Annotated in this window: 24 protein-coding genes and 2 pseudogenes; 14 read left to right on the top strand and 12 right to left on the bottom strand. The window is 73.5% G+C overall.

Annotated elements, in window-relative coordinates:
• Window positions 1-31: 31 nt before the first annotated feature.
• Window positions 32-727 (top strand): uracil-DNA glycosylase, encoded by a 696-nt coding sequence (locus ACIP4Y_RS05560; protein ID WP_401388041.1) that lies wholly within the window; start codon window positions 32-34, stop codon window positions 725-727.
• Between the two features lie 22 nt (window positions 728-749).
• Here ACIP4Y_RS05560 and ACIP4Y_RS05565 read toward each other — a convergent pair.
• Window positions 750-1017 (bottom strand): annotated as a pseudogene (locus ACIP4Y_RS05565) (RidA family protein); the annotation flags it as partial.
• Window positions 1018-1221: 204 nt separating this feature from the next.
• Here ACIP4Y_RS05565 and ACIP4Y_RS05570 point away from each other — a divergent pair.
• From ACIP4Y_RS05570 to ACIP4Y_RS05590, 5 genes are all read left to right on the top strand, one after another.
• A complete protein-coding gene (locus tag ACIP4Y_RS05570) occupies window positions 1222-2007 on the top strand; it encodes a nucleotidyltransferase domain-containing protein (protein WP_401388044.1) in 786 nt (261 codons plus the stop codon).
• Between the two features lie 127 nt (window positions 2008-2134).
• Window positions 2135-3988 carry an FUSC family protein gene (locus ACIP4Y_RS05575; protein ID WP_401388047.1) on the top strand — a complete coding sequence of 618 codons (1854 nt, stop codon included), beginning with the start codon at window positions 2135-2137 and terminating at the stop codon, window positions 3986-3988.
• 60 nt (window positions 3989-4048) lie between these two features.
• Entirely contained in the window at window positions 4049-5491 is a 1443-nt protein-coding gene (locus ACIP4Y_RS05580; RefSeq protein WP_401388050.1) for an amidohydrolase, read from the top strand.
• A gap of 136 nt (window positions 5492-5627) precedes the next feature.
• Window positions 5628-6272 (top strand): DUF899 domain-containing protein, encoded by a 645-nt coding sequence (locus ACIP4Y_RS05585; RefSeq protein WP_401388052.1) that lies wholly within the window; start codon window positions 5628-5630, stop codon window positions 6270-6272.
• A gap of 169 nt (window positions 6273-6441) precedes the next feature.
• Window positions 6442-6618, top strand: coding sequence for a hypothetical protein (locus ACIP4Y_RS05590; RefSeq protein WP_401388055.1), 177 nt, complete (start codon window positions 6442-6444; stop codon window positions 6616-6618).
• 14 nt (window positions 6619-6632) lie between these two features.
• On the opposite strand, the gene ACIP4Y_RS05595 is transcribed toward ACIP4Y_RS05590, so the two are convergent.
• The 3 genes and pseudogenes from ACIP4Y_RS05595 to ACIP4Y_RS05605 all read right to left on the bottom strand — a co-directional run.
• Window positions 6633-8525 carry an ABC transporter ATP-binding protein gene (locus tag ACIP4Y_RS05595; protein ID WP_401388690.1) on the bottom strand — a complete coding sequence of 631 codons (1893 nt, stop codon included), beginning with the start codon at window positions 8523-8525 and terminating at the stop codon, window positions 6633-6635.
• A 498-nt stretch (window positions 8526-9023) separates the two neighbouring features.
• The gene (locus ACIP4Y_RS05600; protein WP_401388057.1) at window positions 9024-9473 is read right to left on the bottom strand and encodes a hypothetical protein; all 450 of its coding nucleotides are present in this window, start codon (window positions 9471-9473) and stop codon (window positions 9024-9026) included.
• Window positions 9474-9721: 248 nt separating this feature from the next.
• Window positions 9722-10309, bottom strand: a pseudogene (locus tag ACIP4Y_RS05605) (ATP-binding protein); the annotation flags it as partial.
• 321 nt (window positions 10310-10630) lie between these two features.
• Between ACIP4Y_RS05605 and ACIP4Y_RS05610 the strand changes: the two are divergent.
• Together ACIP4Y_RS05610 and ACIP4Y_RS05615 are read left to right on the top strand one after the other, a co-directional pair.
• Window positions 10631-11491, top strand: a complete 861-nt coding sequence (locus tag ACIP4Y_RS05610) for a helix-turn-helix transcriptional regulator (protein ID WP_358639864.1) — start codon at window positions 10631-10633, stop codon at window positions 11489-11491.
• Window positions 11492-11746 carry a DUF397 domain-containing protein gene (locus tag ACIP4Y_RS05615; RefSeq protein ID WP_030348027.1) on the top strand — a complete coding sequence of 85 codons (255 nt, stop codon included), beginning with the start codon at window positions 11492-11494 and terminating at the stop codon, window positions 11744-11746.
• Between the two features lie 191 nt (window positions 11747-11937).
• Here ACIP4Y_RS05615 and ACIP4Y_RS05620 read toward each other — a convergent pair whose 3' ends face one another.
• Complete coding sequence (locus tag ACIP4Y_RS05620) at window positions 11938-13377, bottom strand: PLP-dependent aminotransferase family protein (RefSeq protein WP_401388061.1); 1440 nt, start codon at window positions 13375-13377, stop codon at window positions 11938-11940.
• A 47-nt stretch (window positions 13378-13424) separates the two neighbouring features.
• On the opposite strand from ACIP4Y_RS05620, the gene ACIP4Y_RS05625 reads away from it, so the two are divergent.
• Window positions 13425-13949: a carboxymuconolactone decarboxylase family protein gene (locus ACIP4Y_RS05625; protein ID WP_401388064.1), complete on the top strand. Its 525-nt coding sequence runs from the start codon at window positions 13425-13427 to the stop codon at window positions 13947-13949.
• 55 nt (window positions 13950-14004) lie between these two features.
• On the opposite strand, the gene ACIP4Y_RS05630 is transcribed toward ACIP4Y_RS05625, so the two are convergent.
• The 3 genes from ACIP4Y_RS05630 to ACIP4Y_RS05640 all read right to left on the bottom strand — a co-directional run bounded on the left by ACIP4Y_RS05630 (window position 14005) and on the right by ACIP4Y_RS05640 (window position 17007).
• Window positions 14005-15492: a glutamate synthase subunit beta gene (locus ACIP4Y_RS05630; RefSeq protein ID WP_401388067.1), complete on the bottom strand. Its 1488-nt coding sequence runs from the start codon at window positions 15490-15492 to the stop codon at window positions 14005-14007.
• 177 nt (window positions 15493-15669) lie between these two features.
• Window positions 15670-16149, bottom strand: a complete 480-nt coding sequence (locus ACIP4Y_RS05635; protein ID WP_401388693.1) for a DUF1772 domain-containing protein — start codon at window positions 16147-16149, stop codon at window positions 15670-15672.
• A 159-nt stretch (window positions 16150-16308) separates the two neighbouring features.
• On the bottom strand, window positions 16309-17007 hold the full coding sequence (locus ACIP4Y_RS05640) for a DUF2293 domain-containing protein (RefSeq protein ID WP_401388070.1): 699 nt from the start codon (window positions 17005-17007) through the stop codon (window positions 16309-16311).
• A gap of 114 nt (window positions 17008-17121) precedes the next feature.
• Between ACIP4Y_RS05640 and ACIP4Y_RS05645 the strand changes: the two genes are divergently transcribed.
• The 3 genes from ACIP4Y_RS05645 to ACIP4Y_RS05655 all read left to right on the top strand — a co-directional run bounded on the left by ACIP4Y_RS05645 (window position 17122) and on the right by ACIP4Y_RS05655 (window position 18648).
• Entirely contained in the window at window positions 17122-17247 is a 126-nt protein-coding gene (locus ACIP4Y_RS05645; protein WP_401388073.1) for a hypothetical protein, read from the top strand.
• 271 nt (window positions 17248-17518) lie between these two features.
• A complete protein-coding gene (locus tag ACIP4Y_RS05650; protein ID WP_401388076.1) occupies window positions 17519-18151 on the top strand; it encodes a uridine kinase in 633 nt (210 codons plus the stop codon).
• Between the two features lie 83 nt (window positions 18152-18234).
• Window positions 18235-18648, top strand: coding sequence for a PPOX class F420-dependent oxidoreductase (locus ACIP4Y_RS05655; protein WP_401388079.1), 414 nt, complete (start codon window positions 18235-18237; stop codon window positions 18646-18648).
• A 67-nt stretch (window positions 18649-18715) separates the two neighbouring features.
• Here ACIP4Y_RS05655 and corA read toward each other — a convergent pair whose 3' ends face one another.
• On the bottom strand, window positions 18716-19843 hold the full coding sequence (corA, locus tag ACIP4Y_RS05660; protein ID WP_401388082.1) for a magnesium/cobalt transporter CorA: 1128 nt from the start codon (window positions 19841-19843) through the stop codon (window positions 18716-18718).
• A gap of 176 nt (window positions 19844-20019) precedes the next feature.
• Between corA and ACIP4Y_RS05665 the strand changes: the two genes are divergently transcribed.
• Window positions 20020-20814, top strand: coding sequence for a methyltransferase (locus ACIP4Y_RS05665; RefSeq protein WP_401388085.1), 795 nt, complete (start codon window positions 20020-20022; stop codon window positions 20812-20814).
• Window positions 20815-20987: 173 nt separating this feature from the next.
• On the opposite strand, the gene ACIP4Y_RS05670 is transcribed toward ACIP4Y_RS05665, so the two are convergent.
• Window positions 20988-21911, bottom strand: coding sequence for a carbohydrate kinase family protein (locus ACIP4Y_RS05670; protein ID WP_401388088.1), 924 nt, complete (start codon window positions 21909-21911; stop codon window positions 20988-20990).
• Window positions 21908-22816, bottom strand: coding sequence for a pseudouridine-5'-phosphate glycosidase (locus tag ACIP4Y_RS05675; protein ID WP_401388091.1), 909 nt, complete (start codon window positions 22814-22816; stop codon window positions 21908-21910). Before ACIP4Y_RS05675 ends, ACIP4Y_RS05670 begins: the two co-directional genes overlap by 4 nt.
• A 99-nt stretch (window positions 22817-22915) precedes the next feature.
• On the opposite strand from ACIP4Y_RS05675, the gene ACIP4Y_RS05680 reads away from it, so the two are divergent.
• Complete coding sequence (locus ACIP4Y_RS05680) at window positions 22916-23347, top strand: VOC family protein (RefSeq protein WP_401388094.1); 432 nt, start codon at window positions 22916-22918, stop codon at window positions 23345-23347.
• Between the two features lie 14 nt (window positions 23348-23361).
• On the opposite strand, the gene ACIP4Y_RS05685 is transcribed toward ACIP4Y_RS05680, so the two are convergent.
• Complete coding sequence (locus tag ACIP4Y_RS05685) at window positions 23362-23916, bottom strand: methylated-DNA--[protein]-cysteine S-methyltransferase (RefSeq protein WP_401388097.1); 555 nt, start codon at window positions 23914-23916, stop codon at window positions 23362-23364.

Genomic DNA, 23916 nt, shown 5'->3' on the forward strand with positions numbered 1-23916 from the left:
GGGGTCGGTCCCCGGGGCATACGGTGTCGGTATGGACGACAGCAGTGCGCTCGCCCGGCTCGACCGGCGCGTCGCCGACTGCCGGGCCTGTCCCCGGCTGGTCGACTGGCGTGAGGAGGTGGCCCGTACGAAACGGGCCGCGTTCGCCGACTGGACGTACTGGGGGCGGCCGGTGCCCGGTTTCGGGCCGGCCGACGCCCGGCTGGTGATCATCGGCCTGGCTCCGGCCGCGCACGGTGGCAACCGCACCGGCCGCATGTTCACCGGCGACCGTTCGGGAGACGTGCTGTACCAGGCGCTGTACGACGTGGGGCTGGCCTCGCAGCCCACCTCCGTCCGCGCCGACGACGGACTGGAGCTGCACGGCGTGCGGGTCACGGCGCCCGTGCACTGCGCCCCGCCCGCCAACAAGCCGACCCCCGGTGAGCGGGACACCTGCCGGCCCTGGCTGGTCCAGGAGCTGACGCTGCTCCGGCCGACGCTGCGGGCCGCGGTCGTCCTCGGTGCCTTCGGCTGGCAGGCCGCGCTGCCCGCGTTCGCGGAGGCGGGCTGGACCGTGCCCCGCCCCCGTCCGGCCTTCGCCCACGGCGCCCGGGTCGCGCTCGACGGCCTGGACCTCTTCGGCTGCTTCCACGTCAGTCAGCGCAACACCTTCACCGGCCGGCTCACCACCGACATGCTCCGCGAGGTGCTGCGCACGGCGGCGGACGCGGCCGGGCTGCCGTAGAGCCTGCGGACACAGGCGTTCCTCAGCCGGTGTCCGTCCCGGCACCGGCGGCGTGCGCCGGGTCCGAGCCGCCCGGCTGCTCGGGCACCACCGCGGTGGCCGTGATCTCCACCAGCTGACCGGTGCAGCCGGGGCAGGCCACGCCGAGCAGCGTGGAGGAATGCGGACCGTGTTCAGCCCCAGGACTCCACGACCTTCCACACCGCGGACAGCCCCGGGGGCTCGCGGCTCACGACGTACACGTCCGTCAACACCACGTGCGCCAGATCGCTGCCGATCACCCGCAGTCGGGCGGCGGGAAGAGAGCGGGGCTGTGACGCGCCGGAGCATGGCTGCGGCCCCTGCACGGATGGGTGAACAGCCTTCCGATCAGGGGACTCTTCCCGCGGTGCGGCGCATCCCGATTACCGGGCCGACGCTCTCGCCACCACCTGGCCGACGGCCCGGCGCAATGTCAGGGGCGGACCTCGGCGTGGCTGCGCCAGGCTGGACGCATGCCTCCCTCCTCCGACGCCGACTTCCTGGCCACCACCGCCGACCGGCTGGCCGCCCTCCCCGCGGTCCGGGCCGTGGCCCTCGGCGGCTCCCGTGCCGAGGGCACCCACCGCCCGGACAGCGACTGGGACCTGGCCGTCTACTACCGCGGCCCCTTCGACCCGGACGACCTGCGCGCCCTCGGCTGGCCCGGCGAGGTCTCCGGCATCGGCGGCTGGGGCGGCGGTGTCTTCAACGGCGGCGCCTGGCTGACGATCGACGGGCGCCGGGTCGACGTGCACTACCGGGACCTGGATGTCGTCGAGCACGAGCTGGCCGAGGCGGAGGAGGGCCGTTTCCGGGTGGAGCCGCTGCTGTTCCACCTGGCCGGGATCCCCAGCTACCTGGTCGTCGCCGAACTGGCACTCAACCGGGTGCTGCGCGGCGGCCTCCCGCGCCCCGCCGGCTACCCGCGGAAACTGCGCCACACCGCCTTCGACCGCTGGTCCGGCACCGCCCAGGCCACCCTCACCTATGCCCAGGCGAACCACGCCCCGCACGGCCGCCTCACCGAAACCGCCGGAGCCCTCGCCACGGCCGCCACCCAGGCCGCCCACGCCGTGCTCGCGGCCCGCGGCGAGTGGGTGACGAACGAGAAGCGACTGCTGGAGCGAGCCGGGTTGCGGAGCGTCGACGCGGTCGTGGGCGCCCTGCGGGCCGAGCCCGCCGTCCTCGCCGCCGCCGTGACCGACGCCGGGAAGATCATCGCCGGGGCGCTGCGCGCGTCCGGGGCATTGCGTTCATAAAGAAAACAGCTGTACCGGCAGCTTTCACATGGGCGAAACGTCATCGTCCCGTTTGCCGGGGGAACGCGATCTACCGTGGAAGTACTCCACCGGCCACCGTCGTCCGAAGGCCCACCCCCGCCCTCGAATGAACAGGAGCCCCGTGTCCCGGCCCGCCGTACCCCTCTGGCTCGCCCACGCCTTCCGTGCCCAGCGCGGACCCGTTCCCTGGAGCGCGGTCTGCCGGGGCGCGCTCGCCGCCGGGCCGCTGCTGGCCGTGGGGGTGCTCGCCGGGCAGACGGCGCTCGGTGTGATCGCCGCCATCGCCGCGATGCTCGCCGGCATCAACGACCGGCCCGGCAGCCGGCGGGCGTCGGTGAAGCGGCTCGGGGTGCCCGCGCTGGCCGGGGCGCTGGGGCTGCTCCTGGGGACGTACGCCGGGCAGGGACTGGCCGCCGTACCGCTGACCCTGGCGCTCACCGCGCTGGGCCTGGTCGCCGGCGGCATCAGCGCCGTCGGACCCGTCGCCTCCGCCGCCGGCACGCAGCTGCTCGTCGCCGCGGCCGTCGGCGCCGGGATGCCGGCCGCCGAGAGCGGATGGCTGCGGGCCGTGGCCTTCCTGGCCGGCGCCGGCTGGCTGCTGGTGCTGCGGCTCGCCCTGCCCACCCCCGGCTCGCTCGCCGGGGACTTCCGCTTCGACGGGGAGCGGCAGGCGGTCGCCGACGTGTACGACGCGATCGCCGCGCTCGTCGCCGCCGTGGGCGGGGAGCACGCCACCGCCCGGCGGGCCGCGCTCACCGCCGCGCTCGACCACGCCCAGGACGCCCTCGCCGGACCCCGGCTGCGCCGGTACGCCGGCTCGGCCGCCGAGCGCCGGCTGCACGCCCGGTTCGCGGCGGCCCTGCCCCTCGCCGAGGCCGCGACCGCCCTGTACTGGGCGGGGGAGCCCGTGCCGGCGCGGGCGGCGGAGGGGCCCCGGCAGCTCGCCGCCGCCGTCCGCGGCAGCACCGGTACCGGTCCGCTGCCCGCCCCGCACCGGTCGGCGCCCGCCCTGCGCGCCCTGGACGACGCCCTGCTGCGCGCCGCCGATGCCTTCGACCGGGGCGAGGGCGCCCACCGCGGACTGCTCGGCCGGCGCCGGGGCGTCCGGCACGCCCTGCGGGCCGCGCTCGGCGCCGGCGGGCGCGAGTACGGGCTGCGCGTCGCGCTCTGCTTCGGCGCGAGCGCGGCCATCGCCCAGGCCCTGCACCACAGCCGCTGGTACGGGCCGCACACGCACTGGTACTGGCTGCCCGCCACCGCCGTCTTCCTCGTCAAGCCCGACCTCGGCCCGCTCGCCTCCCGCGTGCTGTGCCGGGCGGCCGGAACCGTGCTCGGCGCCGTGGTGTTCGCCGGCTTCGCCGCGGTGCTGCCGCGCCCGGTCGGGCTGATCGCCCTGGTGGCGGTGTGCGGAGCCGTCATACCGGTCGCCACCCGCAACTTCGCGGCGCTCACCGCCGTCGTCACCGTCCTGGTCCTTGCCCTGGTCATGGCCGGCGGGGAGCCGCAGGCCTCGGTCAGCCGGATCGGCGAGACCCTGCTGGCCTGCGCGCTCGTGCTGGTCGTCGGGCATCTGCCGATGCCGGGGGAGCGGGGCGGCGGGGTACGGGCCCGGCTCGCGGCGGCCGGCGGCGCCGCGCACGCCTATCTCCTGCACGTCCTCGGCGAGTCCGGCGACCGCGCCGAGCGGTGGGCGCTGCGCCGGGAGGCCTACCGGACCCTCGCCGAGGCCCGCACCGCCATCGCGCTCGCCGCCGCGGAACTGCCCGCCCTCGCCCGGCACACCGAGGGCACGGACGCCGTCGCCGAGGTGCTGGAACGGCTCGTGGACACCACCACCGCCTGCGCCGTCCACCTCGACGACACCGGACGGCTCACCCCCCGGCACCTGCGCCAACTGCGCGAGGCGATCGGGGAGCTGGAGCAGCGGGGCATGCGGGTACCGCTGCCCGCCGCCGCGTAGCCGCGACCGGATGCACGGTTCGGCTCACCTCACGGGACCGGGGGGCCGTACGTTGGGCTCATGAGTGCTGTGGGGTCCGCGCGCGTCTCTCCCGCCGACCTGGTCGTCACCGGCTGCACGCTCCTCGTGCACGAGGAGCACGAGGAGCACGAGGAGCACGAGGAGCACGAGGAGCACGAGGAGCACGAACAGGGCGGACAGGGGGGACAGGGCGATCGGATCGGGTTCCGCGAGGAGGCCGCGCTCGTCGTGCGCGGCGGTCTGATCGACGCGGTCACCACGGCCGCCGCCGCGCGGGAGATCCCGGCCGTGGAGCGGATCGAGGCGCGCGGACAGGTCGCGCTGCCGGGGCTGATCAACTGCCACACGCACGCGCCGATGGTGGCGCTGCGCGGTCTCGCCGAGGACCTGCCGACCGAGGAGTGGTTCAACGACGTCGTCTGGCCCGTCGAGACCAACCTGACCGAGCGGGACGTGGAGCTGGGGGCGCGGCTCGCCTGCGCCGAGATGATCCGCGGCGGCGTGACCTGCTTCGCCGACCACTACTTCCACATGGACACCGTCGCCGTCGTCGTCGCCGAGTGCGGGCTGCGCGCCCACCTCGGCGAGACCTACTTCTCCAGCCAGGGCCCCGAAGGGCGGGAGAGGTCACTGGCGTTCGCGCTCCGCCGGCGCGGTGCCGCCGACGGCCGTATCACCACCGCCCTCGCCCCGCACGCCCCCTACACCGTCACCGACGCCGACCTCACCGCCACGGCCGAGCTCGCCCGCGCGCACGGCCTGCCCGTCCACATCCACGCCGCCGAGAACCGCGACCAGACCGACACCAGCCTCGCCCGGCACGGCCGCACCCCCGTCGAGGTCCTGCACCGCACCGGGCTCCTCGACACCGACCTGCTCATCGCGCACGGCACCGGCATCGTGGAGCGGGACCTTCCGCTGCTGGCGCGCACGGGCGGCCGCACGGCGGTGGCCACCGCGCCCCGCGACTACCTCAAGTTCGCCTGGCCGACGACCACCCCGGTACGGGCCCTGCGCGCGGCCGGCGTCCCCGTCGGTCTCGCCACCGACGGCGCCGCCTCCAACAACTCCCTCGACGTCTGGGAGGCGATGGCGCTGACCTCCCTGATCCAGAAGTCCACCGAGGGCGACCCGCGCTGGCTCACCTCCCGCCAGGCCCTGCACCACGCCACCCTGCAGAGCGCCCGCGCGGTCGGCCTTGGGGACCGGGTCGGCACCCTCGCGCCCGGCCGCCGCGCCGACATCGTCCTGGTCGACCTCACCGGGCCGCACACCCAGCCGGTCCACGACCTCGCCGCCACCCTCGTGCACAGCGCACGCGCCGCCGACGTCCGCACCACCATCGTCGACGGCCGCGTGCTGATGCGGGACCGCGAACTCCTCACCCTGGACGTGCCCGCGGTCGTACGGGAGCTGACGGCCCGGCTGCCCGCGCTGACCGCGCGCGGCCACGGGCGGCGCATCCAGGCGTACGATACCTGAGCCAACGGCCCGGCCGAGGCGCCTGGCCGAAAGACGCCTCTCCGCCGGGCCGGCCGGAAAATGTTCCGTGCCCTGCGATGAGTTCCGCTCCCAGCGGCGGTCACCACCCCGAACCGACCGTCGGACAGGAGGGCACATGTCGCTTCCCCGGATCGTCTCGCGCGAGCAGTGGCGTGCGGCGCGCGAGGAGTTGCTGCGCAAGGAGGAGGCGGTCAGACGAGCGCGTGAGGTCCTGGGCGCCGAGCGCCGGCGGCTGCCCATGGTGGAGGTGGACCCGGAGTACGTCTTCGAGGGCGGCGACGGCAAGGCCACCCTGCTCGACCTCTTCGAGGAGCGGGCCCAGCTCGTCGTCCATCACTTCATGTTCGCCCCGGAGTGGGACTCCGGCTGCCCCTGCTGCGCCGCCTTCCTGGACCAGGTCGGCCACCTGGCCCACCTGCGCGCCCGGAACACCGCCTTCGCGGCCGTCTCCCGGGCACCGTTCACCCGGATCCTGCCGTTCAAGGCGCGGATGGGCTGGGCGGTGCCCTGGTACTCCTCGGCGCACAGCGACTTCAACCGGGACTTCGAGGCCACCGTCGACTCGGGCGGCGACCTGGTCGAACGGCCCGGCCTCAGCTGCTTCCTGCGCGACCACGACCGGGTCTTCCACACCTACTCGGTGTACGACGACGGGCTGGACGGACTGGGCACCACCGCGGCCCTGCTCGACCTGACCGCGCTCGGCCGCAGCCCCGCCGGCAGCGAACGGCTCCGCCTCCACGACGAGTACGACGACTGAGTGGTGCTGTCACCGATACGGAGGGTCCGCTTCGTGTCACAAGGTGAACGGATCCTCACGGTCCGCGCCGACCCGGTGTCGCCATTGTCTCAGTAGCGTCACTGAGCGAGCCGTTTCCCCTCTCCAGGGCGTTAACTCCTACACGTACGACGCTTTCTGGAGGTGCGAGATGGTGAACGGGCGAACGGTGCTCGAACGCTTTCCCGCCGGAGGTCCGCGGGGATCCCGGCCCGCGGAGGAGTTCGCGCACGCGCGGCGTCTGGAAGGCCTGCCCGCCGAGGTCGTCATGGACCTCGCGACGGACACGTTCCTGGTGATCGTCCGCGGCGTCGATACCGCCGACTGAGCCCGTCCGGGGACTCAGCCCGGCCTCGGCGCCGGCACGCGCGCCGTGAACTGCTGCGCCTGCAGCGTGTACAGGTCCGCGTAGACACCACCCCTGGCCAGCAGTTCCTCCGGAGTGCCGGACTCGACCAGGCGCCCGTGCTCCAGCACGTGCACCAGGTCCGCGTGCCGGACCGAGGCCAGCCGGTGGGTGATCAGGACCACCGTCTGCCCGCCCCGCGCCAGCGCCCGGATCTTCTCGAACACCTCCAGCTCGGCCCGTGCGTCCAGCGCCGCCGTCGGCTCGTCCACGATCAGGATGCTCCCGCGCCGGTAGGCCGCCCGGGCGATGCCGAGCCGCTGCCACTGGCCGCCGGACAGCTCGTGCCCGCCGCTGAAGTTCCGGGCCAGCAGCGTGTCCAGGCCGCGCGGCAGATCCGCGACCACCTCCTCGGCCCCCGCGTCGGCGATCGACGCGGCCAGCCGCTCCTCGGTCATCGGGGCGGCGGAACGTCCGACGGCCACGTTCACCCGGGCGGTGAACGGCCAGCGCTTGAAGTCCTGTGCCACCATCGCGATGCGCTCGGCGAGCAGCCGCCGGTCGGCCCGAGCGGCGTCGACGCCGTCCCACAGGATCCGGCCCCGGTCGGGTGTGTACAGCCCCGCGAGCAGCTTGACCAGCGTGGTCTTGCCCGAGCCGTTCTCCCCGACGAGCGCGATGATCCGGCCGAGGGGCAGGGTGAGGCTGACGTCGTCGAGGGCGGGGCGGGGCGGAGTGCCCGGACAGCCGTCGGCGGGGGCCGCCTCATGCGGGTAACTGAAGGTGACGTTCTCGAAGCGGACCTCCTTCGGGTCCTCCGGCAGCGGCTCCCCGCCCGCCGGGATGGCCCGCTCGGCCGCCGCGACGTACATCCGCTGCAGATCGCCCACGAACAGGGCCTCCTCGTGCAGCTGGTTGATCTCCAGCACCAGCGTGTCCAGGCTCGCCGCGCCCGTGCGGATCGCGATCACCGCCGTACCGGCCACCGACAGCGCCATCGCGCCGGCCAGCAGCAGCGCGCCGAGCGTCGCATAGGTGGCGAGGGTCGCGAGGCCCGTCCAGGCCGCGGCGATCAGACCGGTGCGTGCGGCCAGCCGGGACAGCCGGGCCTGCTCCGCCTCCGCGGTCTCCGACATGGCCCGGAAGTGGTGCAGCAGGAACGGGCCCACCCCGTGCACCCTGATCTCGGGAGCGGCGGTCGGCTCCGTGAGCAGGCTGCTGATCAGTTGGCCGGCCCGGGCGTGCTGCACCCAGGTGTGGAAGGACTCGTAGCGGCGCCGGGCGTTGGTCAGCGCGCTCCAGGCGCTGGGCAGGGTCATGGTGACCAGCAGGGGCAGCAGCGCGGGATGCAGCACGGTGAGCACGCCCGCCGCGGCGACCAGCGAGATCATCGCGTTGATCACCTGTGCGCCGTATCCCATCATGTGCCGGGCGGACCGGGCGCCGTACTGGGCGGTGTCCAGCAACTTGTGGAAGGCATGGTCCTCGATCGCGGCCAGCTCCACGTTCGCCGCCCGCTCCAGGTACAGCTCGGTCGCCACCCGCTCCACCTTGGGCTCCAGCCGTCCGGTGGCGTAGGTGGAGGCGGCCCGCAGCAGCGCGGCGACCAGCATCACGGCGGCCATCACCACGAGGGCCGGGGCGGCCGAGCGCAGCCGCTGCCCGATGTCGGGGCCGGTGAGCAGCTCGCCGAGCGCGCTGTTCACCGCCAGCAGGCTCACCGCCTGGGCCACGCCCCGGCCCAGCTCGGCGGCCAGTACCACCCGGGCGGCCCGCGCGTCGGCCTGCCGGGCCAGCCGGAGACTGGACGCCAGCATGCCGGGCAGCCGGGTCAGCATCGCCCGGAAACCGAGCGCCAGGAAGGCGTCCGCGTGCTGGTTCCAGCCCATGTCGTAGCGCAGCGGCCCGCCGAACAGCAGCCGCTCCGACGCCGACACCACGGGCTCGGCCGCCTCCCGCCTCTTTCTCACCCTTACCTCCCGGACCCCGACGGAACGGCCACTATCCCGGCCGGAGCCGCCGCCCGGCAGGGCGCGAGGGGACGTACGCAGGGGCGCGGAAGGAGCGCGCCGGGTGCGGGGCGCGCGACCTGCGGGGGAAGGCCTGCCGGCGGGCGGGGTCGGTAGATCGGCGGGGTGTACGGGCCGGTGCCCTGCGGGCGTTGGGCGGGGTGGTTGTGCCGAGACGGCTGGAACCCTGCGGCGGGGTGTACGGGGGCGTGCCGTGCGGGCGGTGGGAGGGGGTGTGCGGGGCCGTGTCCTGCGGGCGGTGGGCGAGGGGTACGCCGAGACGGCCCGGGACGAGTCCGGGCGGCCCCTGTCCCGCGGCAGGGCCTGAGGAAGGGCGGCGGGCCCGGGACCGTACCTTCCGGGCGGTGGGCGGGGTGGTTACGCCGAGACGGCCCGGGACCAGTCCGGGGAGGTTCCCGTCACCCGGCACAGGGCCAGGTAAAGAGGGATCGGCGGGGTGTACGGGACCGTGCCCTCCGGGCGGTGGATCAGGCGGGCGAGGCCGGTGATCAGGGCGCCGGTGGCGTAGTGGGCCGGGGACGGCCAGGGCAGGGCGTAGTCGGAGTCCGCCGGAACGATCCACCACCAGCGGGAACCGTCGGCGTACACGCATCCCACCCGCGGCAGCCGGGGTACGACGAGCGGACCGAGGTGATCGGGCACGGCCACCGCGTCGAAGCCGAGCGGGGCCGTCATGCCGTCCGGCAACGACAGGCGGCGGTCCGGTTCCGGGGCCGGCCGCCGGCGCTGCAGCCGTACTAGGGTGTTCAGGCCGACGGCCTGCGCCTGACCGGCCCCGGCGCCCCCGCCCCGACCGGTGCCGGTCACGGCCGCTCTCCGGGAAGAGGGCGCTCGGGGCTGCGGTCCAGGGGTGCGGTGGGCCGGTGCGATACCGGATGTGTGGCGTGCCCGTGCTGGTCCATGGCCCCGTGCCGGTGCTGCTCGGGCATCCGACGCGGTGGCTGACCGGCGGATACGTGCCGGTGGTACTCCGCGCCCCCCTGTCCGTGCGGCCCCGATCCCCCCTGCTGCTCCGTCTCCCGGCGTCCGCCCTGCTCCGGCGCCCGTCCGCTCGCCTCGGCCGGCCGCTCCTCGTCGGAGTCGTCCGGGCGGCCCGGCTTGGGCCGGGCACCCCAGCCCAGGTCGCCGCGCGGTGCCGCGATGTCCTGGGCGGCGTCGGCCTGGCGGGGCAGCTCCGCCCAGACCGACAGCCCGGGACCGTGCTCCTGGGCACCCCAGGCCCGGCACAGCGCGTCCACGAGAAGCAACCCCCTCCCGTGCTCCTCATCGGCTCGCTGCGGGGACGGGTGGGGTTCGCCAGGAGCACAGCCCTGATCGTGTACGGCTATGCGCACCATGTCGTCGTGGTCGAGCAACTCGCACACGACCCGGCTGCTCGCGGTGTGCACGATCGCGTTGGTGACCAACTCGGATATGACCAGAGCCGCGTTGTCGCAGGTGTCCGCGCAGACGGACCAGCGGGCCAGCCGGGCGTGCGTCAGGCGTCGGGCCTGGGCGACGGAACCCGGATGTGCGGCCAGCTCGAAGCGGAACCTGCGCTCGGCAGCGCCCCGCTGGGGGGATGCTCCCGCCGCGGCGCCCAGACCGGAAGGGTCTGCGGCCGCGTCTGTTCCTAAGGGCGCGGACGGAATCACGCCTGCCACTATCTCCCCGCCGCGGACACTTGGCAAGGGTCACTCTGAAAATTGCAGAGTGCTGTGTGACTCGGTCAGAGGCCGTGGCACACTGCTCGCAACAGCACCTCGCGCGGCGCCAATTGAAGTCATCGGAGATCCCGCCCGGTCTTCGAATGAAACTTCGAATGGCGCCGCAGGGCTGTCAGGAATCTTCAGGGCAAGAGGCTTCGGCACCGGGCTTCGACGAGAGGATCCGGCCAGAAGCGCAGTCAGAAGTCGCGGCCAGAAGCCGTGGCAAGAAGTTTCGGCAAGAAGCCTCGGCGAGAGGCGTTCGGTGGAGGTGGGAGCGTGAGCGAACCGCGGTCCGCGCCGACGGTGGGCCAGGTGGTCCTCGGCCGGCGCCTGCTGGACCTGCGGGAACGCGCCGGACTGAAGCGCGAGGAGGCCGCCCGCGTGCTCCGCGTCGCCCCCGCCACCGTCCGCCGCATGGAGATGGCCGAGGTCTCCCTCAAAATCCCGTACCTGCAACTGCTGCTGAAGGCCTACGGCGTGCCCGACGACGAGGCCGAGGTCTTCGTCCAGCTGGCCGAGGAGGCGAACAGGCCCGGCTGGTGGCAGCGGTTCCACGACATCCTGCCGGGCTGGTTCTCGATGTACGTCAGCCTGGAGGGTGCGGCCGCCCTCATCCGCTCCTACGAGCCGCACTTCGTCCCCGGCCTGCTGCAGACCGAGGACTACGCGCGCGCCGTGCTGAAGTCCGGCGCCATCGGCCAGACCAGCCCGGACGACATCGAGCGGCACGTCGCGTTGCGCATGCAACGCCAGCAACTGCTCACCCGTCCCGACGCGCCCCGCTTCTGGGCGGTGATGGACGAGACCGCCCTGCGCCGCCCGGTCGGCGGACCGGAGGTGATGCGCGCGCAGATCGACAGGTTGCTCGAGGCCACGAAGCTGCCCCATGTGACCCTCCAGGTCGCCCCGTTCGCCAACGGGCCGCACCCGGGCACGTACGGGCCCTTCGTGCTGTTCCGATTTGCCATGTCAGAACTGCCGGACATGGTCTACAGCGAGTACCTGACCGGCGCCGTCTACCTGGACGCACGCACCGAGGTGGCGACCCACCTGGAGGTCATGGACCGCATGGCGGCGCAGGCCGCTACGGCACAACGCACGAAGGAGATCCTCCGGGATCTCCGCAAGGAGCTGTGAATGGATCGCATCAAGCCGCGCGGACGCGTCTACAACGGCATGCCCGCGCGGGAGTTGGGCAGCGAGGGGTGGCACAAGCCCTGGAGCGGCGGCAACGGCGGAAACTGCCTGGAGGCGATGAAGCTGGCCGACGGCCGGATCGCGGTACGCCAGTCGACCGATCCGGACGGGCCGGCGCTGATCTACACCATGGACGAGATGACCGCGTTCATCGAGGGCGCCAAGGCGGGGGAGGCCGACTTCCTGCTGTCCTGACCTTGGCGTGTGTTGTTCTTTTATGCAACTTCCTTATGGTGCTGAACAGTTGATCGCAGTCAGTGGCCCGTAAACCGTAGACCGGGAAGCCGGGCCGTAGTTCGGGGAGCCGGCGGCACGGGCCAGGGAGCTGTGGCCCGGGGATTCCGCCGGCTCTCCGCATCGGCCGCCGCCCGGTGTCCCGGCACGTGTCACTCCGGCGGCAGCACCTCGCACAGGGCCTCCAGCGCCGCCCCGTAGGCGTGTTCGGCCGGGGCCGCGTACCCCACCACCAGTCCGTCGCCGGCCGCCGTCGGACTCTGCGGATGCCGGAACCCGGCGAGTCCGTCGAGGGCGATGCCCTGCCACGCGGCGGCCTTCACCGTCGACCGCTCCGTGCCGGGCGGCAGCCGCAGCACCGCGTGCAGCCCGGCCGCGATGCCCGTCACCTCGATGTGCGGCGCCTGCGCGGCGAGCGCGGCGACGAGCCGGTCACGCCGGCGCCGGTACCGCTGCCGCATACGCCGCACATGACGGTCGTACGACCCACCGTCCACGAAGTCCGCGAGCGCGAGCTGGTCCAGCACGCTCGCCCACCCCTCCCGCTCGCCCTTCACCGCCAGCACCGGCTCGACATACCGCTCGGGCAGGACCATCCAGCCCAGCCGCAGCGCCGGCGACAGACTCTTGCTGACCGACCCGATGTGGATCACCCGCTCGGGATCGAGACCCTGGAGCGCGCCGACGGGCCGGCGGTCGTACCGGAACTCGCCGTCGTAGTCGTCCTCCAGCACCACCGCCTCCCGCGCGCGGGCCCAGTCGATCACCGCCGCCCGTCGCTCCGGGTGCAGCGGACCGCCGGTCGGGAACTGGTGCGCGGGCGTCAGCAGCACGGCCCGCTCCCGCCCCAGCGCGTCCACCCGCGCGCCGTGCTCGTCCAGCGGCAGCGGTACGGTGCGCACTCCGGCCGCCGCGAGCAGCTCCCGGTGGAAGCCGAGACCGTACGCCTCCACGCCCAGCGGACCGCGCAGCACCCCGCCCGCCGCCGGTCCCTCCCGGGTGCCGCGGCCGAAGAGGAGCCGCAGGGCGTGCGCGAAGCCCGAGCAGATCACGATCCGGTCCGGCTCGGTACGCACCCCGCGCGCTCGTGCCAGGTACTCCGTCAGCGTCTCCCGCAGCTCGCGGCGCCCGGCGGGATCGCCCGGCCCGAACGCCTCGCTCGGCGCCGCCTGCACCGCCCGGCGGTACGAGGCCGCCCAGGCCGCGCGCGGAAAGGCCGACGCGTCCGGCGTGCCCTGCCGCAGATCGTGCCGGGGCCCACGCGCGCGCGGAGGTGCCTTCACCGGCGTGCGCACGGCGGGGCGCAGCGGCTCGGTCCGCTCGGCGACCCGGGTCCCGGACCCCTGCCGGGCGGTCAGCCAGCCCTCCGCGACCAGCTCCGCGTACGCGTCGGCCACCGTGTTGCGGGCCACGCCCAGGTCCGCGGCGAGCGACCGGTACGGCGGCAGCCGGGTACCCGGCCCCAGCCGGCCGCTGCGCACCGCCTCCCGCAGTGCCCGGGTCAGTGCCGCCCGCCGGCCGCCCGGTCCCGACAGCTCCAGATGCAGGTCCGCACCGATCCGCTCCGCGGAATTGACCCACGAATCCGTCATGGAAATGCACCCTACAGCCGGTCTTTCGGGCCCCTAGGTTGAAGCACATGACGACGCACACGCCTGCCACCACCGCCACCGTCGACCTCACCACGGGGATCGCCGCCGCCGACGCCTCCCGCACCCGCCTGGACTTCGCGAAGGCCGCGCCGAAGGTCTTCCGCGCGATCGTCGGCTTCGACGCCGCCGCCCGCGAGGGCCTCGACCCCGCCCTGGTCGAACTGATCCAGATCCGCGCCTCCCATCTCAACCACTGCGCCTACTGCCTGCACATGCACACCAACGACGCCCGCAAGGCCGGCGAGAACGAGGACCGGCTCCACATGGTCGCCGTCTGGCGCGAGGCCCGGCACTTCTTCACCCCGAAGGAACAGGCCGCCCTCGCCCTCACGGAGGCGGTGACCCTGGTCGCCGACGGCGGCGTCCCCGACGCCGTCTACGCGGAGGCCGCCGCCCACTTCGACGACCGGGAACTGGCCCACGTCCTCTCGCTGATCCTCACGATCAACACGTGGAACCGCGTGGCCCTGGCCACGGGGAAGGTCGCGGGCACGGACGAACGCACCCGCTGACGCGCCGCCCGTCGCCGGGCGGGAGCCGACCGGACCGTGCCGGTGGTGCCGCCGCTCAGACCACCATCGGCCGGTCCGTCGGCGCTATCGGGGCCGGGAGCCGGGAACTCCCCGTCAGATAGCGGTCGACGGCCGCCGCGACCGCCCGCCCCTCCGCTATCGCCCACACGATGAGCGACTGCCCGCGCGCCGCGTCTCCGGCGGCGAACACCCCGGGCACGTTGGTCGCGAAGCCGTCGTCCCGGGCGATCGTGCCGCGCGGCTGCAGCGCCAGCCCCAACTGCTCGATCATCCCGTCCTCCTGGTCGGGTCCGGAGAACCCGAGGGCGAGCAGCACCAGGTCGGCGGGGAGCGTCCGTTCGGTGCCCGGCACCGGAAGCCGCCGCTCGTCGACCTCCACCAGATGCAGTGACCGCACATTCCCCCTCTCGTCTCCGGTGAAGCGGAGCGTGGACGCCGCGAACAGCCGCGCGTCCGCGTCCGCCGCCGGTGCCGTACGCAGGTCCCGCGCCTCCTCGTGCGCGGCCGACAGCCGGTAGGTCTTCGGGTACGTCGGCCACGGCTCGGTGTCCTCGTCGCGCTCGGCACCCGGCTGTGCGTAGATGTCCAGCTGGGATACGGACGCGGCCCCTTCGCGCACCGCGGTGCCCAGACAGTCCGCGCCGGTGTCCCCGCCGCCGACGATCACGACGTGCTTGCCTGCGGCCGACAGCGGCGAAACCTCCAGATCCCCCTCGCACACCCGGTTGGCCAGCGGCAGATATTCCATCGCCTGGTGTATCCCGTTCAACGTCCGGCCCGGCACCGGAAGTTCCCGCCACGCCGTCGCTCCCGTGGCGATCACCACCGCGTCGTACCGGGTGCGCAGCTCGTCCGCCGGAACGTCCCGGCCGACCGCCGTCGACGTGCGGAACTTCGTCCCCTCGGCGCGCATCTGCTCGATCCGCCGCTCCAGATGCCGCTTCTCCATCTTGAACTCGGGGATGCCGTACCGCATCAGCCCGCCGATCCGGTCGTCCTTCTCGTACACCGCGACCGTGTGCCCGGCCCGGGTCAGCTGCTGTGCGGCGGCGAGCCCGGTGGGCCCCGAGCCGATGACGGCGACCGTCTTCCCGGACAGCCGCTCGGGCGGCCGGGGCGGGGTGAAACCCTCCTCCCACGCCCGGTCGGCGATCGCGCACTCGACGTTCTTGATGGTGACGGCCGGCTGGTTGATCGCCAGCACGCACCCCGCCTCGCACGGCGCCGGACACAGCCGGCCGGTGAATTCCGGGAAGTTGTTCGTGGCGTGCAGCCGGTCGCTCGCGGCCCGCCAGTCCTCCCGCGACACCAGGTCGTTCCACTCGGGGATGAGATTGCCCAGCGGGCAGGCCTGGTGGCAGAACGGGATGCCGCAGTCCATACAGCGGTCGGCCTGCTTGCTGATGATGGGCAGCAGCGCGCCCGGGACGTACACCTCGTCCCAGTCCCGCACCCGCTGCTCGACGGGCCGCCGCGGCCACTCCTGGCGCGGCGTGGTCATGAACCCCTTGGGATCGGCCATGGGCGTCTTCCTCGCGTACGGGTACCGGAGGCACCGGGTGTACGAAGGGCCGTGCGTCATCGGGCGGCACTCTTTCGGCCACGATACGTCCCGTTCGACGCCCGCGCAGAGTGGCGGACAGCGCTTTCTGCCGTGGGAATCAGGAGGGGCCGGATCAGGCGGGGGCCACTACCCGGATCAGGTGAGGGCCACTGTGTAGAGCAGGGCCGCCGCGGCCGAGGCGACGGTCCGGACGTGGTTCCAGAAGGTCCACTCGCGCACATACGCCGGCCAGTACGCGGCGGCCTCCGGCGCGCCCGGGGTGAGCTTGGCCAGCCGGTCGTTGCGGGGCACGTTCGCCACGATCGTCAGCCCGAACGAACCGGCCAGGTACAGCGCGCTGCCCAGCAGCAGTTCCCCCTTCCCCTCGTCCGGCCACACCACGAACGTCACCACCGCTATCAGCCCGCTCAGCGCCGCCGAGCCGAGGAACACGGCCATGAAGGCCGGCCGCACCGCGGCGACGTTGATCGCGTTCATCGCCGCGACACCCTGCGCGGGCGGCAGCGCCGCGAGCCCCCGCATCACGAAGGTCGAGAACCCACAGAAGACACCGGCCACCAGCCCGGTCCCGAGGATCCCCACCACGACCAGTACGAAGAACGGCCCGTCGATCATCTCCACGCCCCCATTCCGCTCCATTCGGTCAGGCCCCTCACCCCGGTGAAAGCCCGGCCCGGAACCCGGCCGGGGCGGAGCGAGCCCCGCGACCACACATGCCCCGAAACCGCACCCCTCACCTCAGCGCCCTGAGCACCTCCTTGCTTCCCGCACCCCTCAGCCCGCGTCCTCCTCCCCGGCCCCTTGCCACGCCCGCAGCACCCGCTCCACCGCCGGGGCGATCCGACGTCGAGCCTCGTTCCACGGCACCCCGCGCATCAGCAGCTGGTCGTACGGCGTGTCCACATGCCGCACGCCCGCCACGACCGCCGAGGTCACCGCCCCCTCGGTCAGCGCCCGCCCCGCCGCGCTGCGCCCGACGCGGCCGCTGCCCCGAACCGACGCGTGGGCCGCGATCGCCCGGGCCCGCTCGGCCGGACAACCGGGGAACAGCCGCAGGATCTCGGCCGCGAACGCCGCCACGAACCGCTCGTCCTCCGCTGCCCTGCGCCGCGCGTCCCGCGCCCGCCGCCGACGCCGCGCCTCGGCGTCCGCCAGACACCGGGCCTCCGCCCGGGCCAGCGCGGCCTCCTCCACGAGCAGGCCCTGGCGTTCGTAGCGGCTCTTGCGCCGGTTGAACCGCACCACCACCGCCGACAGTGAGCTTTCCTCCCGCGACCTGCGGGTCAGGGCCGTGTCGCCGCGCGGCAGGAACACCAGGTGCCCTAGATCGGCACAGACCAGGCACCACGGTGCCCCGTCCGCCAGCACCAGCAGCGACAGCGGGCCCCGTCGGCAGCGGGCACACCGCTTGCGCTTCAGCGCCTGGACGACGACAAGCCGACCGGGGAAGCGGGGAGTTGCGGGAAGCACCATACGCGGTACTTTCCCCGCCCTCGCCCCCGCCTCCCACGCCCGCCCGTGCTTGTCCTCGCCCGGGTGTCACCCACCCTCCTCCCTCTGGAAGCTGAACACCGACACCCGCGTTCGGTGCCCTACCGGTTGCTCTGTCTCGTCGACCACCGCCGCCGCTCCGGCGAGCTGCGGGCCCCGCGCGAGACCGTCACGCCCAAGGTCAGCGAGACCTGCGCGCTATGGAGCGCGACGGCCTGGTGACCCGTACCGCCTACGACGAGAATCCGCCCCGCGTCGAATACGCCCTCACTCCGCTCGGCTGCACTCCGATCCCCTTCTCGATGCGGCCCGCGCCGGGAGCGAAACCCGCCTCCCCGCGCTGCTCGCGGCCCGCCGCACAGCCGAGCGCCTCACCTGACCCACCTCGCCGCCTGGCCCGGGACCGTCCCAGCCTCCCTCACGCCCCCCACATCACCGTCTCCAGCGCGGACACCCCCGCCGCTCTCCCCGGCCACCCGGCATCATGGGGCCTGTGCGACTCGAAGCGATCACCTGGGACCGGCTGGCCGAGCGGCTTGCCGACCGGCTGGCCGGTGCGGCGCCGGCCGACGGAGGGGCCTGGCCGCGCGTCGCTTTCGACGGTGCCCCGGCCGCCCAGCCGGCAGACCTCGCCGGGCGCGTCGCGGAGGCCCTGCGGGTGCGCGGCCGGCCCTCCCTCGTGATCGGCACCGAGGGCTTCCTGCGCCCCGCCTCTCTCCGTCTGGAGCACGGGCGGCGGGACGCGGAGTCGTACTACAGCGGCTGGTTCGACACGGGCGCCCTGTGGCGCGAGGTCTTCGGCCCGCTCGACCCCGGAGGCAACGGACGGGTCCTGCCCGACCTGTGGGATCCGGCCACGGACCGGGCCACCCGCAGCCCCTACGTTCACCTCCCGCCGGGCGGGATTCTGTTGCTCCACGGCCCCCTCCTGCTGCGCCACTGGTTCCCCTTCGACCTGACCGTGCACCTCCTTCTCTCCCCGGGCGCCCTGCGCCGCCGCACCCCCGAGGCCGACCACTGGACCCTGCCCGCCTTCGAGCGCTACGAGGCCGAGGCCGACCCGGCCGGAACGGCGGACGTCCTGGTACGCGCCGACGACCCGCGCCACCCCGCCTGGAGCGGCTGATCCGCGTGTGCCGTCCGGATGTCCGGCCAGGCGTTTCAGCCAAACCCCTTTACATGCGCCTGCATGTAACTAGTGTGAGTGGCATGACTACCTCACCGGCCTCCTCTGTCACATTCGACGACTCCCTGCGTGCCCTGCTGGACGGCAAGAACTTCGCCGGCGTCGCCACGCTCGGCCCCGACGGCGCTCCGCAGAACTCCGTGGTCTGGATCAAACGCGAGGGCGACAGCGTGCTCTTCTCGTCCGTCGAGCACCGCCAGAAGGTCCGCAACCTCCGCCGCGACCCGCGTATCAGCCTCTCGGTGTTCGACCTGGCGAACCCCTATCACTCGGCCGAGATCCGGGGTGTCGCCGAGATCCTGCCGGACGAGGGCAAGCGGCTCCCGCACGAGCTATCCCACAAGTACCTCGGCATCGACCCGCCGGCCGAGAACGACGACGAGGTCCGCGTGATCGTCAGGATCGTCCCGCAGAAGGTCGTGTCCTTCTCGGCCTGACCGAGGCGTACCGCCGAGCCCGCGCGGCTGCCGGGAACCGGCGCCCCATAGCCCCCGGCCCCGCCGCTCAGAGCCAGCCGTTGCGCCGGAAGCCCCGGTACAACACCAGGCACGCTGTTGCCATCACCGCCATGACCAGCGGGTACCCGAACGACCAGTGCAACTCCGGCATGTGGTCGAAGTTCATGCCGTACACCCCGCACACCATCGTCGGCACGGCGATCACCGCGGCCCAGGCCGTGATCTTCCGCATGTCCTCGTTCTGCGCCACGGTCACCTGCGCGAGATGTGCCTGCAGGATGGAGTTGAGCAGCTCGTCGAACGCGGCGATCTGTTCCTTGACCCGGGTCAGATGGTCGAGCACATCCCGGAAGTACGCCTGGATTTCCGGTGCGACGACCCGTATCGGCCGGGTGGCCAGGTCCTCCACCGGGCGGCCCAGCGGCACCACCGCCCGTTTCAGCTCCAGCAGTTCACGCTTCATCTGGTAGATGCGGCCCGGGTCCAGACGCGCGCCGTTCTCCGAGAACACCTCCGTCTCCACCTGGTCGATGTCGGCCTGCACCGCGTCCGTGACGCTCAAGTAGTCGTCGACCACATGGTCCGCGATCGCGTGCAGCACCGCGGCCGGTCCCTTGGCGAGCTGCTGCGGGTCCGCCTCCAGTTCCTCGCGCAGCGGGCCCAGCGAGCCGTGCCGGCCGTGCCGCACCGTGATCACGAAGTCCGTGCCGACGAACACCATGATCTCGCCGGTGTCCACCACCTCGCTGGTCGCCGTCAACTGCTCGTGCTCCACATAGCAGACGGTCTTGAACACCGCGAAGAGCGTGTCCCCGTAGTGCTCCAGCTTCGGCCGCTGATGTGCCTCGACCGCGTCCTCCACCGCCAGCGGGTGCAGGTCGAACAGCTCGGCGATGCCCGCGAACTCACGGTCCGTCGGCTCGTGCAACCCGAGCCAGACGAAGCCCTCGCCGGTCTTGCGCACCAGCCGCACCGCATCCACCAGATCGGCGCACCCGGGCACGCGCACGCCGTCCTGATACGTCACGCAGTTCACCACCGACGAGCCCAGCGGCGACCTGGCGGGATGGCTCAGGTCCACGCGCGGCCGACGCCGGGCCAGCCGTGCCACCTTGCGCAGGCCGCCGACCCTGCCCAGCCCCGTGACCTTGCGCAGATTCCCTGCCATGGACATCTGGATCTCCTCGCGTGGATCCCCTCGCTCAACGCTTTCGCGCCTTGCCCGGCAAGTCTGCCAGTCTCCGGCAAAGCGCGGGCAAGCCTGTGTGAACAGGGAGTTCCGCTTGGTTCCCGCCTGTGGACGACGGGGCGACCGGGTCGCGAGAGCCGACTGACCGGGATGATCGGGGCATGACGCGATCGGACGGGTACCTCCTGGACAACCGGCAGAACGAGGCGGGCGAACGCTTCGACGCCTTCACCGCGCTCTTCGACCCCACGACCTTCCGGCACCTCGAAGGACTCGGCATCGGTCCCGGCTGGCGCTGCTGGGAAGTCGGGGCCGGCGGAGCCTCCGTCGTGTCCTGGCTCGCCGAGAAGGTGGGGCCCTCCGGTCAGGTCGTCGCCACCGACATCGACACCTCCCGGCTCACCGCCGCAGACCGCCCGCCGGTGGAGGTCCGCGTCCACGACGTGGGCGCCGAGGAGCCGCCGGGTGAAGACTTCGACCTGGTCCACGCACGGCTGGTCCTCGTCCACGTACCCGACCGGGAACGGGCGTTGCGGTCCATGATCAAGGCTCTGCGTCCGGGCGGCCGACTGCTGATCGAGGATGCAGACCCCGCCCTCCAGCCCCTGACCTGCCCCGACGAGTTCGGCCCCGAGCAGCGGCTCGCCAACCGGCTGCGCCAGGGCTTCCGCAAGCTCCTCGCCGACCGCGGCGCCGACCTCTCCTACGGCCGTAAACTCCCGCGGCTGCTCCGCGAGGCAGGCCTGCACGAGGTCCAGGCGGACGCGTACTTCCCCGTGGCCTCGCCCGCCTGCACGGCGCTGGAGCTCGCGACGGTCCGTCAGATCCGTGACCGGCTCGTCGCCGCCGGCCTGGCCACCGACGCGGAGATCGAGCAGCACCTGGCCAATGTGGAGGCGGGCACGATGGACCTGACCACCGCACCGATGATCTCGGCATGGGGTCGCAAGGAGTAGCCGGCGGTGCGGGTGGCCCGCAGGGGCGCCGGATCGTTTCAGCTGTCGGCGGCGAGTGGCGAGTGACGAGTGGCGAGTCGCGAGCAGCAGCGACTGCTGCTGACCGGGACCGCACGAGCCGCCGTCGGCCGAGCACTTCAGCGGTGGGGCGCCACCCGCGCTCGGGGCGCCCCCTACCCCCCGCTCCCCAGATGCGGCGGTCTGCCCCCCACCCGCCGTACCGCCTCCGCGCCCGCCCGGCACCCCTGTGCCGCCGCCTCCTCCGGGCCCGCACCCGCCAGCAGGGCGGCGAGGAACGCGCCGGTGAAGGCGTCACCCGCGCCTGTGGTGTCCCGGGGCGCCGCCGGTACGGCCGGGACCCGGGCCACCACGGCTCCGGAACGGGCCACCAGTGCCCCCTCCGCACCCGCCTTGGCCACCACCAGCGGCACGACCCGGCTCAACTTGGCCGCCGCGTCCGCCGGATCCGGCAGTCCGGTCAGCAGACAGGCCTCGTCACGGCTGGGCAGCAGCAGGTCCAGCCTTTCCGCGAACGTTAGGAAACGGTCCACCCCCAGCTCCACCAGGAAGCCGGCCGACGCCGGGTCCAGGCTGACCGGCACACCCCGCGCGCATGCCGCCGTGAGCGCCGTCTCGGCGAGCGCCCGGCTTGGCTCCGTGAACAGCAGATAGCCCGACAGATGCAGCCGGGCCACCCCGTCGAGCAGCGTGTCCGACCAGTCGGCGGGGCTCAACCGCAAGGAGGCCCCACTGTCCGTCAGGAACGTCCGCTCGGCCGCCGCACGGGTGTCGACGAGGCAGATCACCATCCCGGTCGCCGCCTCCGCGTCCACCACGAGCGAGGGCCGCACCCCGGCCGCGACCAGCTCCCGCTCGTGCCACACTGCGGCGTCCGCGCCCACCCGCCCCAGCAGCCGTACGTCCGCGCAGCCCGCGTGAGCGGCCCAGCAGGCCACGTTGGCGCCCGCGCCGCCCGGCAGCGTCCGGATCACGGCGGCCGTGTCGGTGCCGCCCGCGAGCGGCCCCCGGTGCCGGGCGACCACGTCCGTGACCACGTCCCCGACGACCAGCAGCGCTCCGTTCCGGCCCGCGGTCACCCCCGGGTCCACGCCGTGGCGATCCGCGCCGCCAGCCGTACGTTGCCGCGCACCGCCGCCAGGTTGGCGCTCAGCGAGGCACCGTCCGTGTGCCGGACCAGGTAGTCCAGCAGGAACGGAGTCACCGCCTGCCCGGTGACCCCCTGCTCCCCGCAGGCGCGCAGCGCGTCCGCGAGCACACGCGCGTGCAGCTCCGGATCGAGTTGTTCCGCCTCCGGGACGGGATGGGCGACGATCAGCGCCGACTCCGGCGCGTCCAGCCCGTCCTGGGCGCGCATGGCGGCGGCGACCTGCTCCGGGCTGTCCAGCCGCCAGTCGACCGGATGCCCCGAGTCCGACAGATAGAAGCCGGGGAACCGGTCCGTGCCGTATCCGGCGACGGCCACACCCAGCGTCTCCAGCCGCTGCAGCGTCGCCGGAACGTCCAGGATCGACTTCACGCCGGCGCACACCACCGTGATCCGGGTGCGCGCCAGCAGCCCCAGGTCCGCCGACTCGTCCTGGGTCACCGTCCACTCGCGGTGCACACCGCCCAGGCCGCCGGTGGCGAACACCCGGACGCCGGCCAGCGCCGCCAGCTGCGCCGTCGCCGACACGGTGGTCGCCCCGCTCGCCCCCGCCGCCACCGCGAGCGGCAGATCACGATGGCCCAGCTTGCGGATGCCGTCCTCGTTCGCGACCCGCTCCAGCTGCTGCTTGTCCAGACCGACCCGGGGCCGCCCGTCGAGCACGGCGATGGTCGCCGGTACGGCACCCTCGCGCCGGACCGCCTCCTCCAGCTCCAGCGCCACCTGCAGGTTGCGCGGGCGGGGCAGGCCGTGCGCGATGATCGTGGACTCCAGGGCCACCACCGGCCGTTGCGCGTCGATCGCCTCGCGGACTTCTTCCGACACCACCAGCACCACGTGCCCGCCTCCTGTCCGTCGGTCCTTCCTCATCTCTGGCGGGCGCCGGCCGTGGCTAAACGCTTGTGGCCTGTGGGGGTGGCCACCAGCCTGGGTCACATGACGAACAACACCACGCGCCTCGACCACGTCGTCCTGTGGGTGGCCGACCCGGTGGCAGCGGCCGTCTTCTACCAGACGGCCGTCGGACTGGAACCGATGAAGGTCGCCGAGTTCGTGCAGGGGAAGGTGTCGTTCCCCTCCGTACGCGTCAACGAGGAGACCATCCTCGACCTCGCCCCGCACACCTTCGTGGAACGGATGAGGATGCTGCCCGGCTCCGCCGACAGCGCGGGCCACCCGGTCAATCACGTCTGCCTGTCCCTGCCGGCCGACGCCTTCGACGCCCTGCGCGCCCGCCTGGAGAAGCACGGCGTCCCGGTCTCGGACATCGACCACGGGCTGTCCGGCGCCCGCGGCGACGCCACGCGCAGCTTCTACTTCCGCGACCCCGACGGCAACGTCTTCGAGGCCCGGCACTACGACGACTAGCCGCCCCGGGCCGGTCAGAACAGCGGCTCGGGCAGCACACCCTCCAGGGCGAGCAGCTTCCGCTTGGTCTCCAGCCCGCCCCCGAAACCGCCGATGCCGCCGTCGCTCTCCACCACCCGATGGCACGGCACGACCACCGGCAGCGGATTCGCCCCCATCGCCGCCCCGACCGCCTGCGCACCGCCGGGCTGCCCGACCCGCCCGGCCAGATCGCCGTACCCCACCACGGTGCCGTACGGCACACCGGAAGCCAGTTCGCGCAGGACCTGCCGGTTGAACCCGGAGATCAGCGACCAGTCCAGCGGCAGGTCGAAGTCGTGCCGCTCGCCCGCGAAGTACGCCCGCAGCTGGCGTATCGGCTCCGTCAGCAACGGCGAGTCCGGATCCTCCACGGGCCGGCCGCCCAGCCGGGCGGCCAGCCGCTCCAGTGCCCGGTCGCGCACCGCGTCCGAGGCGTGGAAGACGACGTTGACCAGGCCGTCGCGGGTCGCGGCCAGCATCAGCGGGCCGATGTCCGTGCCCACGACGGCCCACGCGACCCGCTGCTCATCCTGCCCATGGCTGTCCAT

The organism is Streptomyces sp. NPDC088810, assembly GCF_044750305.1.
Classification (GTDB): domain Bacteria; phylum Actinomycetota; class Actinomycetes; order Streptomycetales; family Streptomycetaceae; genus Streptomyces.

What these genes read in the sequence shown, in the direction of transcription:
- ACIP4Y_RS05590 (WP_401388055.1), top strand. Translation starts at nt 6,442, where the DNA reads ATGGTGAACGGGCGAACGGTGCTCGAACGCTTTCCCGCCGGAGGTCCG.
- corA (WP_401388082.1), bottom strand. Translation starts at nt 19,843, where the DNA reads ATGTCCATGGCAGGGAATCTGCGCAAGGTCACGGGGCTGGGCAGGGTC.
- ACIP4Y_RS05585 (WP_401388052.1), top strand. Translation starts at nt 5,628, where the DNA reads ATGTCGCTTCCCCGGATCGTCTCGCGCGAGCAGTGGCGTGCGGCGCGC.
- ACIP4Y_RS05580 (WP_401388050.1), top strand. Translation starts at nt 4,049, where the DNA reads ATGAGTGCTGTGGGGTCCGCGCGCGTCTCTCCCGCCGACCTGGTCGTC.
- ACIP4Y_RS05625 (WP_401388064.1), top strand. Translation starts at nt 13,425, where the DNA reads ATGACGACGCACACGCCTGCCACCACCGCCACCGTCGACCTCACCACG.
- ACIP4Y_RS05595 (WP_401388690.1), bottom strand. Translation starts at nt 8,525, where the DNA reads ATGGGCTGGAACCAGCACGCGGACGCCTTCCTGGCGCTCGGTTTCCGG.
- ACIP4Y_RS05620 (WP_401388061.1), bottom strand. Translation starts at nt 13,377, where the DNA reads ATGACGGATTCGTGGGTCAATTCCGCGGAGCGGATCGGTGCGGACCTG.
- ACIP4Y_RS05640 (WP_401388070.1), bottom strand. Translation starts at nt 17,007, where the DNA reads ATGGTGCTTCCCGCAACTCCCCGCTTCCCCGGTCGGCTTGTCGTCGTC.
- ACIP4Y_RS05615 (WP_030348027.1), top strand. Translation starts at nt 11,492, where the DNA reads ATGGATCGCATCAAGCCGCGCGGACGCGTCTACAACGGCATGCCCGCG.
- ACIP4Y_RS05635 (WP_401388693.1), bottom strand. Translation starts at nt 16,149, where the DNA reads ATGATCGACGGGCCGTTCTTCGTACTGGTCGTGGTGGGGATCCTCGGG.
- ACIP4Y_RS05560 (WP_401388041.1), top strand. Translation starts at nt 32, where the DNA reads ATGGACGACAGCAGTGCGCTCGCCCGGCTCGACCGGCGCGTCGCCGAC.
- ACIP4Y_RS05685 (WP_401388097.1), bottom strand. Translation starts at nt 23,916, where the DNA reads ATGGACAGCCATGGGCAGGATGAGCAGCGGGTCGCGTGGGCCGTCGTG.
- ACIP4Y_RS05630 (WP_401388067.1), bottom strand. Translation starts at nt 15,492, where the DNA reads ATGGCCGATCCCAAGGGGTTCATGACCACGCCGCGCCAGGAGTGGCCG.
- ACIP4Y_RS05680 (WP_401388094.1), top strand. Translation starts at nt 22,916, where the DNA reads ATGACGAACAACACCACGCGCCTCGACCACGTCGTCCTGTGGGTGGCC.
- ACIP4Y_RS05655 (WP_401388079.1), top strand. Translation starts at nt 18,235, where the DNA reads ATGACTACCTCACCGGCCTCCTCTGTCACATTCGACGACTCCCTGCGT.
- ACIP4Y_RS05665 (WP_401388085.1), top strand. Translation starts at nt 20,020, where the DNA reads ATGACGCGATCGGACGGGTACCTCCTGGACAACCGGCAGAACGAGGCG.
- ACIP4Y_RS05575 (WP_401388047.1), top strand. Translation starts at nt 2,135, where the DNA reads ATGAACAGGAGCCCCGTGTCCCGGCCCGCCGTACCCCTCTGGCTCGCC.
- ACIP4Y_RS05570 (WP_401388044.1), top strand. Translation starts at nt 1,222, where the DNA reads ATGCCTCCCTCCTCCGACGCCGACTTCCTGGCCACCACCGCCGACCGG.